Source organism: Martelella sp. NC20 (assembly GCF_013459645.1).
Classification (GTDB): Bacteria; Pseudomonadota; Alphaproteobacteria; order Rhizobiales; family Rhizobiaceae; genus Martelella.
The window spans coordinates 4,401,272-4,414,411 of the sequence record NZ_CP054861.1 but is presented as its reverse complement, the minus strand read 5'-3'; the positions used below and the strand labels follow the sequence as shown (position 1 = coordinate 4,414,411).

Below are 13,140 nucleotides of genomic sequence, written 5' to 3'. Positions count from 1 at the left end.
ACAATTTCGTGGCATACCGGGTTTCAACATGCTGCGAACAACAATAAATGACCGCGCCCGCCGTGGCCCGAAAGGGAATGATGGCGCGCGCTCTGCCTTCGCTGGAAAGGGGCGTTCATGCTGATTTGGCTCGTGGAGTTGTCGGACAGGTTTCAGTTTTTCAATCTGTTCCGCTACATCACATTTCGCTCCGGCGCGGCCGTTTTTACCTCGGCACTGATCGTCTTCCTGTTCGGGCCGCGCATTATTGCCGCACTCAGGCTGCGGCAGGGCAAGGGACAGCCGATCCGTGCCGACGGGCCGCAAACCCATTTCAAGAAGGCCGGTACGCCGACCATGGGCGGGCTGATGATCCTGGCCGGCATCGTCGGGGCCTCGCTGTTGTGGGCCGACCTTTCCAACGCCTATGTGGTGGCCACCCTGCTGGTGACGCTCGGTTTCGGCGCGATCGGCTTTTATGATGACTATCTCAAGGTCACCAAGCAGTCCGACAAGGGGTTTTCGGGCCGCAGGCGTCTGTTCTTCGAATTCATCATCGCCGGCGTCGCGGTGGCCTTCATGATGTATGCGGCCAATCTCGCCAGCATTGACGGGGCAACGCTCGGCTCGGCGCTGACCTTTCCGTTCTTCAAGGATTTCGTGATCGATCTCGGCTGGTTCTTCATTCCGTTCGGCGCGTTCGTGATCGTCGCCGCCGGCAATTCCGTCAACCTGACGGACGGGCTCGACGGTCTTGCCACCGTGCCGGTGATGATCGCCGCCGGCTCCTTCGCGCTGATCGCCTATGTCGTCGGCAACTCCGTTTTCGCCTCCTACCTGCAGATCAACTACGTGCCGGGCACCGGCGAACTGGTCGTGCTGCTGTCCGCCGTGATCGGTGCCTGCATGGGTTTCCTGTGGTTCAATGCCCCGCCCGCCGCCATCTTCATGGGCGATACCGGTTCGCTGGCGCTGGGCGGCCTGATCGGCTCGGTCGCGGTCGCCACCAAGCACGAGATCGTGATGGCGATCATCTGCGGCCTGTTCGTTCTGGAAGCGCTTTCGGTGATCATCCAGGTCGCGGTCTACAAGCGCACCAAGCGCCGCGTCTTCCTGATGGCGCCGATCCATCACCATTTCGAAAAGCTCGGCTGGACCGAAAGCCAGGTGGTGATCCGCTTCTGGATCATCTCCTTCGGCCTCGCGCTGCTCGGCCTTGCAACGCTGAAACTCAGGTAGGTCGATGTGATCGCGGTCTCGCAATTTTCCGGCAAAAAGGTTGCGCTTTTCGGGCTTGGAGGTTCGGGCATGGCAACCGCGCTGGCGCTCGTTGCCGGCGGGGCGCAGGTGACCGCCTTCGACGACAATGCCGAGACCTGCCGCCTTGCCGCCGACAAGGGCATCCCGATCGCCGATCTGCGCCATATGGACTGGAGCGGCTTCGCTGCGCTGGTCCTGGCTCCCGGCGTGCCGCTGACCCATCCGAAACCGCACTGGGTCGTGGAGCAGGCCAAGGCTGCGGACACCGAGATCATCGGGGATATCGAGCTTTTGGCGCGCGAACGCCGCACGGTGTGCCCCGAGGCGATGCTGATCGCGATCACCGGCACCAACGGCAAATCCACCACCACGGCGCTGATCGGCCATATCCTGAAGGCAGCCGGGCGCAACGTCGAGGTCGGCGGCAATATCGGCCGCGCCGTCCTCGATCTCGCGCCGCTTGCACCCGGCCGCATCTATGTTGTCGAGTGCTCGTCCTACCAGATCGATCTTGCGCCCACGCTCGACGCCGATGTCGGCCTGCTGCTGAACCTGACGCCGGACCATCTCGACCGCCATGGCGACATGACGCGCTATGCCGCGATCAAGGAGCGGCTGGTGGCCGGCGCGAAGCTTGCGGTTGTCGGCGCGGATGATGCCTGTTGCGTGGCGATCGGCGAGCGGCTGGCAGCGGCCGGTCACGATGTCGTCCCGATCTCCGGCGATCGCGGTCATATCAGCCGGGGCCTCGCCTTCGATGGCGGGGCGATCGTCTCGGTCGAGGATGGCGCGGTGGTTGCCGATCTTTCCGATCACCCGGTGCTGCGCGGCGCCCATAACGGCCAGAACGCCGCGGCGGCCATCGCGGCCTGCCGCGCGGCCGGGCTCACCGACGCCGAAATCCGCGACGGCCTTGCTACCTTCCCGGGCCTTGCCCACCGCATGCAGCCGGTGGCGCGGCGCGGCGCTGTGATCTTCGTCAATGATTCCAAGGCCACCAATGCCGAGGCATCGGCCCCGGCGCTGAAGAGCTTCAGCGATATTTATTGGATCGCCGGCGGACGCGCCAAGGAAGGCGGCATCGCCGCCCTTGCGCCGTATTTTCCGAAGATCGCCCGCGCCTATCTCATCGGCGAGGCGGCGGATGCTTTCGCGGCCACGCTTGCGGGTGCTGCCGACGCGGTGATCTGCGGCACGCTGGAAAACGCCGTCCGTCAGGCGGCGGACGATGCGGCGAAGAGCGACGCCGTAACGCCGGTGGTGCTGTTGTCGCCCGCCTGCGCCAGCTTCGACCAATACCGAAATTTCGAGAAGCGCGGCGATGCCTTCGTCGGCGCGGTGATGGCGCTTGACGGCGTCGAGCCGTTTACAGCAACCGGCAGGGAGGCCTGAGCCATGGTCAGTCGCGTTCAGAGGGGGCCAATCGCAGACTGGTTCTGGACCATCGACCGATGGCTGCTGGCGGCCTTCATCGTGCTGATGGGCATCGGCTTCATGCTGTCATTCGCGGCCTCGCCCGCCGTCGCCGAGCGCCTCGGCTATGACAGCTTCCACTTCGTCACCCGCCACGCGATCTTCCTGATCCCGTCGCTTGCGGTGATGATCTCGCTTTCCTTCTGCTCGCCGCGCATGATCCGCCGTCTCGCCGTGATCATTCTGGTCGGCTCGCTCCTGATGATGGTCGCGGCTCTGTTCGTCGGCACCTCCAACAATGGTTCGCGCCGCTGGATCGTGCTTGCCGGCTTTTCGGTGCAGCCCTCGGAATTCCTGAAACCGGCCTTCGCGGTGGTCTGCGCCTGGCTGTTTGCCGAGCATCAGCGCTATCCGGAAATTCCGGGCAATCTGTTTGCCGGCATGCTGTTCATCGTTTCCGCGGTGCTGTTGATCGCGCAGCCGGACTTCGGCCAGACCGTGCTTCTGGGCATCGTCTGGGGCGGCATTTTCTTCATGGCCGGGATGTCGTGGATCTGGATCGCGGGCCTTGGCGGCGCCGGGGTCGGGGGCATTCTGGCGGCCTATGCCTGGCTGCCGCACGTCACCTCGCGTATCGACCGGTTCCTGACCGGGGAGGGCGACAACCTCCAGGTGGAGCTCGCCGCCAAGGCGATCCAGCAGGGCGGCCTGTTCGGCCTGGGGCCGGGCGAGGGCATCGTCAAGCGACGCTTGCCGGACAGCCATACCGACTTCGTGTTCTCGGTCGCGGCGGAGGAATTCGGCATTCTGTTCTGCCTGTTCATCGTCGGCATCTTCGCCTTCATCGTTCTGCGCGGCCTGAGCCATGCCTATCGCGAACGCGATGATTTCGCCCGCTTCGCCGTCGCCGGGCTGGTGCTGCAGTTCGGCATGCAGTCGGTGATCAATATCGGCGTCGCGCTGCAACTGATGCCGGCCAAGGGAATGACCCTGCCGCTGATTTCGGCGGGCGGCTCCTCGATGATCGCAACCTGTATCGGCGCGGGCTTCGTGCTGGCGCTGACCCGTCACCGCCCGGAAAAACGCGCACGCCAGGATCATTTCTTCGAGCCGGGCCGACCGCGCGGCGTGCCGGCGGAGTAGACCATGGACAGCAAACTGTTTTTCCTGGCGGCCGGAGGCACCGGCGGACATCTGTTTCCCGCCGAGGCGCTGGCGCATGAACTCATCGCCCGCGGTCACAAGGTGCATCTCGTCACCGACAGTCGGGCGGAGCGCTTTGCCGGAACGTTTCCGGCGGAGCAGATCCATGTCGTGCCGTCTGCGACGATCGGCTCGAAGAACCCGGTGGCAATCATCCGCGCCGGCTACAAGCTGTTCAAAGGATCGCGCGTGGCCCGGTCGCTGTTTGGAAAATACCACCCTGCCGCTGTGATCGGTTTTGGCGGCTATCCGACCGTTCCGCCGCTCTATGCCGCCGCGAGCGTCGGTATTCCAACGATGCTGCATGAGCAGAACGCAGTGATGGGCCGGGCCAACAAGATGCTCGCTCCCCGCGTCAACGCAATCGCCGGCGGGTTTCTGACGCGTGACGGCGAGCCGCTGGCGGCAAAGATCTTCGAAACCGGAAACCCGGTGCGCCCCGCCGTTCTGAAGGCCGCCGAAACGGCCTACCCGGAACGGACGCCCGATGCGGCGTTCAACCTGCTGGTTTTCGGCGGCAGCCAGGGCGCGCATTTCTTTGCCGAGGCCGTTCCGGATGCGCTGGGTGCCCTGCCCGAAGAGCTTCGCCGATGCGTGAACGTCACCCAGCAGGCGCGTCCGGAAGATGTCGAGGCGGTGACCGCTCGCTTCGCCGAACTTGGCGTACCTGCGGACATCTCACCGTTCTTCGGCAACATGGCCGAGCGGATTGCAGCCGCCCATCTCGTGGTCTGCCGCTCCGGGGCATCCACCGTATCGGAACTTTCGGTGATCGGCCGGCCGGCGATCTATGTGCCTTATCCGCATGCGCTGGACCATGATCAGGCTGCAAACGCGGCGCTGGTTTCGAAAAATGGCGGGGCCGAGGTCGTGCGCCAGTCGGAACTGACGACGGAGCGTTTCGCCGCGATCCTGAAGGACGCGATCGAGAACCCTGAGAAACTTGAAATCGCCGCCAGCGCCGCGCGCGCCGCCGGCCGCCCGGACGCCACGCAGAAACTCGCCGACATGGCCGAGGCGCTGGCTTCCGGCAAGACCATTGAAGGAATTGACTGATGAGAATGCCTGAGGCTATCGGCGTCGTCCATTTTGTAGGCATCGGCGGCATCGGCATGAGCGGTATCGCCGAAGTGCTGAACAATCTCGGCTACAAGGTGCAGGGCTCCGACCAGGCCGAAAGCGCCAATGTCGCGCGCCTGCGCGAGAAAGGCATTTCCGTGTTCATCGGCCACAAGGCCGAAAATCTGGGCGATGCCGAAGTGGTTGTCGTCTCCTCGGCGATCAGGCGCACCAATCCGGAGCTTGTGGCGGCGCGCGAAAAACACCTGCCCGTGGTCCGCCGCGCCGAAATGCTCGCCGAACTGATGCGCTTCCGCGATGCGATCGCGATCGGCGGCACCCATGGCAAGACCACGACCACGTCGATGGTGGCGACGCTGCTGGAGGCCGGCGGGCTCGATCCGACCGTCATCAACGGCGGCATCATCAATGCCTATGGCACCAATGCCCGCATGGGTGAGGGCGAGTGGATGGTGGTGGAGGCCGACGAATCCGACGGCACCTTCCTGAAGCTGCCGGCCGAAATCGCGGTCGTCACCAATATCGATCCCGAACATCTCGACCATTACGGCACGTTTGACGGCGTTCGCGCGGCGTTCCGGCAGTTCGTCGAGAACGTGCCGTTTTATGGCTGCGGCGTGATGTGCCTCGATCATCCCGAAGTGCAGACGCTTGTCGGCCAGATCGAGGATCGCCGGATCGTGACCTATGGCGAGAACCGCCAGGCCGATGTCCGCTTTTCCAACATCCGCAACGAGGGGACGCGCACGACCTTCGACGTCGATATCCGCCGCCGCCGCCGTCCCTCGGTCAAACTCGAAAATCTCACTTTGCCGATGCCCGGCCGCCACAACGTTTCCAATGCGACGGCGGCGATCGCGGTCGCAGACCGGCTGCATATCTCCGAAGCCGATATCCGCAAGGGGCTGGCGGCATTCGGCGGGGTCAAGCGCCGGTTCACGCTGGTGGGCGACTGGAACGGCGTTCAGATCTTCGATGATTACGGCCACCATCCGGTCGAAATCCGCTCTGTGCTGAGGGCCGCGCGGGAAGCCTGTGAGGGGCGGATCATCGCGGTTCACCAGCCGCACCGCTATTCCCGGCTCGAAAGCCTGTTCGAGGACTTCACCAACTGCTTCAACGATGCCGACACCGTGTTCATCGCGCCGGTCTATGCCGCCGGCGAGGAGCCGCGCGCGGGTTACAATGCCGAAACGCTGGTCACCGGCATGAAGTCCGCCGGCCATCGCGATGCGCATTATCTGGCCGACGAGACCACCCTTGCGCATAACGTGGCGGCGATCGCCAGACCCGGCGATTTCGTCGTCCTGCTCGGCGCCGGCAGCATCACCAACTGGGCCGCGCGCCTGCCGGGAGAGCTTTCGGCGGGTGCGTGAGTTGTGGCCTTTTGAGGCCGCAAAGGGCAGAGCCTTGCGGAGGACTCTGTCTTTTTCGCCTCGCCGTTATGCATTTGGCCCGCCCCCATCCCCTGAGTCATCCTCGTGCTTGACACGAGGATCCAGGCGGCGTTTTCCGTGTGGCCTGGATGCTCGGGTCAAGCCCGAGCATGACCCGTGAGGGGAGGTATGACTCGCATCGCAGTCGCAGCATTTGCCGCGAGCAATGTGAGGCGCCTGTCGCCGGCGTTTTTTCGTGCGCACCGTTTCGAACCTGCCGGATGCGTGAAGGAAAAGGGCTGAAACCCTGGCTTTAGTGTCCTGCCTGCTTCCGAAACTCCCCTGAAACGCCCGGCAAAACCCTCCTTTTCCAATCAGTTGATCAACGCTGTCATCGCGCCGCTAACCCGTTTGATCGCATCGATTTTTTTGCATCGGTTAACCAAAGTAAACGCTTCATTAACCATCCTCGGTCACTAATGGTCACACGACGCTTTCCTTAAAAAAGCGGCATTGTGAGTGTGCTTTCCGGTGATAGCCGGAAAAGATGGGGACAGGCATGGGTGCCTTGCATGTAGCGGTATTGATGGGCGGGTTTTCCTCCGAGCGGCCGGTAAGCCTTGCCTCGGGGAACCCCTGCGCCGATGCGCTCGAGGCCGAGGGCTTCCGGGTCACCCGCGTCGACGTCACCCGCGATGTCGCAAGCGTGCTTGCCGAACTGAGGCCCGATGTCGCCTTCAACGCGCTCCATGGACCCTTCGGCGAGGACGGCACCATTCAGGGTATTCTCGAATATCTGCAGATCCCCTACACCCATTCCGGCGTTCTGGCGTCGGCGCTTGCCATGAACAAGGTTCAGGCCAAGCGCGTGGCGGCCGCCTGCGGCATTCCGGTTGCCGAGGACCGGTTGATGCAGCGCAGCGAAATCGGCCAGACCCATCCGATGACGCCGCCCTATGTGGTCAAGCCGGTCAATGAAGGCTCCTCTTTCGGGGTGGTCATCGTCGACGAGGGGCAGAGCGCGCCGCCGCAATCGATCACATCCTCCGAGTGGCCCTATGGCGAGACCGTGATGATCGAGCGCTTCGTGCGCGGCCGCGAATTCACCTGCGGCGTGGTCGACGGCAAGCCGCTATGCGTGACCGAAATTGTGCCGATCGGGCAGAAATTCTACGATTTCGACGCAAAATACAAACCTGGCGGCTCAAAACACATTCTGCCGGCGGAACTTAAACCGAATATTTACCAAAAGATTCAATCATTGGCAGTTCAGGCGCATCAGATCATGGGATGCCGCGGCGTCAGCCGTTCGGATTTCCGGTTCGATGAGGAGAGGGGCGAGGAGGGGCTGGTCTGGCTGGAAGTCAATACCCAGCCCGGCATGACCCCCACCTCCCTGGTTCCTGAAATGGCGGCGGAAGCCGGTATGAGTTTTGGTGCTTTTCTCCGTTGGATGGTGGAGGACGCTTCGTGTTTGCGTTGAAGACTGGAAAGGATGATATCGGCGAGAGCGACCGCATGGCTGCGGGCAGCCGCGCGGGCGTATTGCCGCGTCCTTTCCGGCGTCTGGTGCGCGCCACGACCGGGATATTCACCGGCCGCACCTCGGCTCCCAAACATGTCGGCAGCGCTGTTGCCCTGGTGTTCTTCGCGGTTGTCGGCGCCAACGGCATTGTCGTGGCCGGCAAGGGCGATCTCGTGCGCCGCGCCGCCTTCCAGCTTTCCGGTTTCGCCGTCGAGGATATCCAGATTTCGGGCAATAGCGAGACCTCGGAGATCGTGGTCTTGCAGAACCTCGGCCTTGAAGGCGCCTATTCATTGCAGGGCGTCGATATCCAGGCGGCCCGCGGCCAGCTTCTGAACCTGCCATGGGTGGCGGATGCCGATATCCGCAAGGTCTATCCCTCGACCCTCAAGATCACGCTCAAGGAGCGGCATCCCTATGCGCTCTGGCAGCAGGAAGACGGCCGGCTTCTGATGATCGAACGCGACGGCAATATCATCGGTCCGCTGAGCGCGCCGAAGTTCCGCCGCCTGCCGCTGGTGCTTGGCCAGGGCGGCAATGTCGCGGCAGAGGATGTCGAGGAATTGCTGCAGGAGTGGCCCGAGCTTGGCGAGCGCGTCAGGGCATTCAAGCGCATCGACGAGCGCCGCTGGGACCTCTATCTCGACAATGGCATGATCATCAAACTGCCCGCACAGGACAGCGATGCGGCCATTGTGCGGCTGCGCGCGCTGGAAAACGATCGTTCTATCCTGGAGCGCGAAATCGCAGCCGTCGATCTTCGCCTCGATGACCGGGTCGCGATCCAGCTGACGCCCACTGCCATGGAGCGGCGCGACGCTGCCCTGGAGGCGCTGCAGAAGACATTCAAGAACAAGGGGAGGCGTCTTTGACCCTGTTCCGCTCTTCCGGCTTTAACCGCTCCAAACCGCTTTCGGTCAAGAAGACGCATATCGTCAGCGTTCTCGATGTCGGTTCCTCCAAGGTCGTCTGCATGATCGCGCGCCTTACCCCGCGCGAGGAAAGCCTTATCCTGCCGGGCCGCACCCACAATATCGAGATCATCGGCATCGGCCATCAGCGTTCGCAAGGCATCAAGAGCGGCGTGATCGTCAATCTGGATGCCGCCGAACATGTGATCCGGCTTGCGGTGGACGCGGCCGAAAGCATGGCCGGCATCACCATCGACAGCCTGATCGTCAATGTCTCGGCGGGTCGCCTGCACAGCGATACCTATACGGCCGCGATCGACCTTGGCGGGCAGGACGTGGACTCCTCCGATCTCCGCCGCGTCCTGTCCGCCGTTTCCCGCCGCTCGATCAACGAGGAACGGCAGGTGCTGCATTCGCTGCCCGCCGGCTTCACGCTCGACGGCGAGCGCGGCATTCGCGATCCGCTCGGCATGTATGGCGAGACGCTCGGCGTCGACCTGCATGTGGTGACGGCGGAACGGCTGGCGCTGCGCAATCTCGAACTCTGCGTCAACCGCGCCCACCTTTCGGTCGAGCGCATGGTGGCGACCCCTTATGCGAGCGGCCTTGCCGCACTCGTCGACGACGAAGTCGAGCTTGGTTGCGCGGCGATCGACATGGGCGCCGGCACCACGACGATCTCGGTGTTTTCCGAAGGCCGGCTGGTTCATACCGACGCGGTGAGCCTTGGCGGCCATCATGTGACGACCGATCTCGCCCGCGGCCTTTCGACCCGGATGGAGGATGCCGAGCGGCTGAAATGCGTGCACGGCTCGACCATTGCCTCGAGTGCCGACGAGCGCGAGATGATCGCGGTCCCCTCCATCGGCGAGGACGACCACGACCAGCCCCGGCAGGTTTCGAAGGCGCTGCTTTCGAAGATCGTCCGGGCCCGGATCGAGGAAACGCTGGAACTGATCCGCGACCGGATCCAGCTTTCGGGCTTTTCGAACGTTGTCGGAAAGCGGGTGGTGCTGACCGGCGGCGCGAGCCAGCTGATCGGCCTCAGCGAATTGTCGCGGCGGATTTTGAGCAGGAACGTGCGCATCGGTCGTCCGATGGGTGTTTCCGGTCTGCCGCTTCCGGCCAAGGGGCCGTCGTTTTCGACGGCCGCGGGCCTTCTGATCTATCCGCAGCTTGCGGAAAGCGAAACCTATGGCAGTGAGCAGCGGGGCTTTCTGTCGTCGGGGGGCGGCCGCCTTGCGCGCGTCGGCCAGTGGTTCAGGGAAAGTTTTTAACGAACACAGAGATTGGCCGGCTAGGCGGTACGGCCATAGCGAGAAGGAACGAAACTCATGACTATCACGCTGCAGAAGCCAGATATTACTGAACTGAAGCCGCGCATCACCGTTTTCGGTGTCGGCGGCGGCGGCGGCAACGCCGTCAACAACATGATCACCGCGGGCCTTCAGGGCGTCGATTTCGTCGTCGCCAACACGGATGCCCAGGCGCTGACCATGACCAAGGCCGAACGGGTTATCCAGCTCGGCGTCGGCGTCACCGAAGGTCTCGGCGCCGGCTCGCAGCCGGAAGTCGGCCGCGCGGCCGCCGAGGAGTGCATCGATGAGATCATCGATCACCTCAACAACACCCATATGTGCTTCGTCACCGCCGGCATGGGCGGGGGCACCGGTACGGGCGCCGCTCCGATCGTTGCCCAGGCCGCCCGCAACAAGGGCATCCTGACCGTTGGCGTCGTCACCAAGCCGTTCCAGTTCGAAGGTCAGCGGCGCATGCGTCTCGCCGATGCCGGCATAGAGGAGCTTCAGAAGTCGGTCGATACGCTGATCGTCATTCCGAACCAGAACCTGTTCCGGATCGCCAATGACAAGACCACCTTCGCCGACGCCTTCGCGATGGCCGACCAGGTGCTCTATTCGGGCGTTGCCTGCATTACCGATCTGATGGTCAAGGAAGGCCTGATCAATCTCGACTTCGCCGACGTCCGTTCGGTGATGCGCGAGATGGGCCGCGCCATGATGGGCACCGGCGAGGCATCCGGCGAAGGCCGCGCCATGCAGGCCGCCGAAGCCGCGATCGCCAATCCGCTGCTCGACGAAACCTCGATGCGCGGTGCGCAGGGCTTACTCATCTCGATCACCGGCGGTCGCGACCTGACCCTGTTCGAAGTCGATGAGGCAGCAACCCGTATCCGCGAGGAAGTCGATCCGGACGCCAACATCATCCTCGGCGCCACTTTCGACGAGGAACTGGAAGGCATCATCCGCGTCTCCGTCGTTGCCACGGGTATCGACCGTTCGGTCAACCACGCCGACGACGATGTGCCGGAACCGCGCCGCGAGACCCGTGCGCCGGAAATCCGCAGCACCACAGCGCAGAGCCAGCCGGCCCAGCCCGCAGCCCCCCAGCCGCGCCAGGACCCGATCGCCGAAACGATCCGTTCCGCCGAGGCTGAAATGGAACGCGAGCTGCAGATGGCGATGAGCCATCAGCCGCAGCAGCCAAAGCCGCAGCCGCGCGCCGAAGCGCCGCGGATGCAGCCGAAGAGCCAGATCTTCGCCTCTGAAGCGCCGCGTCAACCTGCGCCGCAGCCTGTCCCCCAGCAGCCGCGCCCGCAGATGGCCGAGCCGCGCCGCATGCCGGAAGTCAGCGACTTTCCGCCGGTGGTTCAGTCCGACATGAGCGCCAGCCGTCGCCAGGAACACGAAGAGCGTGGACCGAAGGGCCTGTTCAAGCGCCTCTCCAACACGCTCGGCCGTGGCGACGAAAGCTTCGAAGGTCATCACGAGGAGCCGGTGGCTCGTCGCGAGCCGGCGCAGCCTGCCCAGCCGCAGCAGAACCCCTACGCGCCGCGCCGCGCAGAGGCACAGCCTGCCCGCCAGGACGACGATCAGTTCGATATCCCCGCCTTCCTGCGTCGCCAGGCGAACTGAAGCTCCATCGGTCCCCGGATTGTTAGGGGACCGGTAACCGTCTTTTTGAAAACCTTCTCGCCCATCGAACCCGGTCGCCCGCGCGGCCGGGTTTTTACGTGTTTCGTAACATTACGAAAGAAACAGTGATTTGGAATCATGCGAGCCTATGCGTAACTACATGCAAAGGCATCGACTCGCCGGACGCTATGCGTCTGCCGCTATTTTCAGCTCGCGACGCAAGCTGGAGCAAATATCGGGCATTGATAGGGCAGGGTCGGAATTCAGTTGAGTAGGGACATCATAATGTCGACAGGTATTTTCGGATTGCAGACGACGATTTCGAACTCCGTGCGGATTTCGGGGATCGGCGTGCATTCTGGCAAGCCGGCAACGATCGTCCTGCAGCCGGGCGAGGCCGATCAGGGAATCCTGTTCGAACGCTACGAAAACGGCAAGCGCATCAGCAGCTTCAAGGCCGTGTCGGACAATGTCGGCCCGACGGCGCTTTGCACCGTGCTCGGCACCCATCCGGGTGAATGGATCGCCACGATCGAACACCTGATGGCAGCGATTTACGCGCTCGGTATCGATAATCTCGTGATTGCCGTGGACGGCGCCGAGATGCCGATCATGGACGGCAGTTCACGGGTTTTCGTCGATGCGCTGGACGAGGCCGGGATCGTCAAGCTTTCGAAGCAGCGCAGCTATATCAAGGTCGCGAAAACGGTGCGCGTTGAAAGCGGCGCCGGCTGGGCCGAGTTCTCGCCCTATGACGGCACCCGTTTCGACGTCGAGATCGACTTCGACACCCCGGTCATCGGTCGCCAGAAATGGGTCGGCGACATGAACGCCGAGACCTTCCGCAAGGAACTGTCCGGCGCGCGGACCTTCGGCTTCATGCGTGACGTCGAGCCGATGTGGGCGCGGGGTTTCGCGCTCGGTTCCTCGCTTGAAAACTCGGTGGTGATTGCCGATGACGACCGCGTCATCAATGCCGAGGGTCTGCGCTATGAGCACGAATTCGTCCGTCACAAGACGCTCGACGCCGTCGGCGATCTGGCGATGATGGGCATGCGTTTTGCCGGCGCCTTCCGTTCCTATCGCGGCGGGCATGCGCTGAATGCGGCTGCCGTGCGCAAGCTGTTCGAAACGCCGGGCGCTGCGGTCATCGTCTCGCCGCGCGGCGCGCTGCCCTTCCGGCTGCGTCAGGAAGACGTCGTGGCCGCGGGACCTGCTTCCTGAGTTTTGTCGGCTACAGCACATATTTATGGCGGACTGATCGCGGGATTGCGACGGTCCGCCTTTTGTTTTCAATGTTTTACCGGCCTTCGGAACCTCTTCGCCTTTCCCGGACGCACTTCATCAATGCCTTGTTGAATCGCCAATAATTTGTGCGTTTTTCGCGCGTGCGCGATTGCTCTTGGCAGCGGGATATGCGTAAAACGTCGGTTGAAACAGAAATGCGTCGGTGTGACGCG

The 13,140-nt window shown here is 63.3% G+C and carries 10 protein-coding genes; all 10 read left to right on the top strand.

What is annotated here, in order from left to right:
- The first annotated feature begins 117 nt into the window (after positions 1–117).
- The 10 genes from mraY to lpxC all read left to right on the top strand — a co-directional run bounded on the left by mraY (position 118) and on the right by lpxC (position 12,904).
- Positions 118–1,218 carry a phospho-N-acetylmuramoyl-pentapeptide-transferase gene (gene mraY / locus HQ843_RS21075; RefSeq protein WP_180901350.1) on the top strand — a complete coding sequence of 367 codons (1,101 nt, stop codon included), beginning with the start codon at positions 118–120 and terminating at the stop codon, positions 1,216–1,218.
- A gap of 6 nt (positions 1,219–1,224) precedes the next feature.
- On the top strand, positions 1,225–2,631 hold the full coding sequence (murD, locus tag HQ843_RS21070) for a UDP-N-acetylmuramoyl-L-alanine--D-glutamate ligase (protein ID WP_180901351.1): 1,407 nt from the start codon (positions 1,225–1,227) through the stop codon (positions 2,629–2,631).
- Positions 2,632–2,634: 3 nt separating this feature from the next.
- The gene (ftsW, locus tag HQ843_RS21065) at positions 2,635–3,795 is read left to right on the top strand and encodes a putative lipid II flippase FtsW (RefSeq protein ID WP_180901352.1); all 1,161 of its coding nucleotides are present in this window, start codon (positions 2,635–2,637) and stop codon (positions 3,793–3,795) included.
- Between the two features lie 3 nt (positions 3,796–3,798).
- Complete coding sequence (gene murG, locus HQ843_RS21060; RefSeq protein WP_180901353.1) at positions 3,799–4,911, top strand: undecaprenyldiphospho-muramoylpentapeptide beta-N-acetylglucosaminyltransferase; 1,113 nt, start codon at positions 3,799–3,801, stop codon at positions 4,909–4,911.
- Positions 4,911–6,311 (top strand): UDP-N-acetylmuramate--L-alanine ligase, encoded by a 1,401-nt coding sequence (gene murC, locus HQ843_RS21055; protein ID WP_180901354.1) that lies wholly within the window; start codon positions 4,911–4,913, stop codon positions 6,309–6,311. Before murG ends, murC begins: the two co-directional genes overlap by 1 nt.
- A gap of 559 nt (positions 6,312–6,870) precedes the next feature.
- Positions 6,871–7,794: a D-alanine--D-alanine ligase gene (locus tag HQ843_RS21050; RefSeq protein ID WP_180901355.1), complete on the top strand. Its 924-nt coding sequence runs from the start codon at positions 6,871–6,873 to the stop codon at positions 7,792–7,794.
- Positions 7,782–8,708, top strand: coding sequence for a cell division protein FtsQ/DivIB (locus HQ843_RS21045; RefSeq protein ID WP_180901356.1), 927 nt, complete (start codon positions 7,782–7,784; stop codon positions 8,706–8,708). The genes HQ843_RS21050 and HQ843_RS21045 overlap by 13 nt, the downstream gene beginning before the upstream one ends.
- A complete protein-coding gene (gene ftsA, locus HQ843_RS21040; protein ID WP_180901357.1) occupies positions 8,705–10,024 on the top strand; it encodes a cell division protein FtsA in 1,320 nt (439 codons plus the stop codon). Before HQ843_RS21045 ends, ftsA begins: the two co-directional genes overlap by 4 nt.
- 57 nt (positions 10,025–10,081) lie before the next feature.
- A complete protein-coding gene (gene ftsZ, locus HQ843_RS21035) occupies positions 10,082–11,680 on the top strand; it encodes a cell division protein FtsZ (protein ID WP_180901358.1) in 1,599 nt (532 codons plus the stop codon).
- Positions 11,681–11,965: 285 nt separating this feature from the next.
- Complete coding sequence (gene lpxC, locus HQ843_RS21030; RefSeq protein ID WP_246710184.1) at positions 11,966–12,904, top strand: UDP-3-O-acyl-N-acetylglucosamine deacetylase; 939 nt, start codon at positions 11,966–11,968, stop codon at positions 12,902–12,904.
- Positions 12,905–13,140 lie beyond the last annotated feature (236 nt).

Excerpts from the sequence above, each read along its gene's own strand:
- mraY (WP_180901350.1), top strand. The coding sequence starts at position 118 with ATGCTGATTTGGCTCGTGGAGTTGTCGGACAGGTTTCAGTTTTTCAAT.
- HQ843_RS21050 (WP_180901355.1), top strand. The coding sequence starts at position 6,871 with ATGGGTGCCTTGCATGTAGCGGTATTGATGGGCGGGTTTTCCTCCGAG.
- ftsW (WP_180901352.1), top strand. The coding sequence starts at position 2,635 with ATGGTCAGTCGCGTTCAGAGGGGGCCAATCGCAGACTGGTTCTGGACC.
- ftsZ (WP_180901358.1), top strand. The coding sequence starts at position 10,082 with ATGACTATCACGCTGCAGAAGCCAGATATTACTGAACTGAAGCCGCGC.
- lpxC (WP_246710184.1), top strand. The coding sequence starts at position 11,966 with ATGTCGACAGGTATTTTCGGATTGCAGACGACGATTTCGAACTCCGTG.
- murC (WP_180901354.1), top strand. The coding sequence starts at position 4,911 with ATGAGAATGCCTGAGGCTATCGGCGTCGTCCATTTTGTAGGCATCGGC.
- murG (WP_180901353.1), top strand. The coding sequence starts at position 3,799 with ATGGACAGCAAACTGTTTTTCCTGGCGGCCGGAGGCACCGGCGGACAT.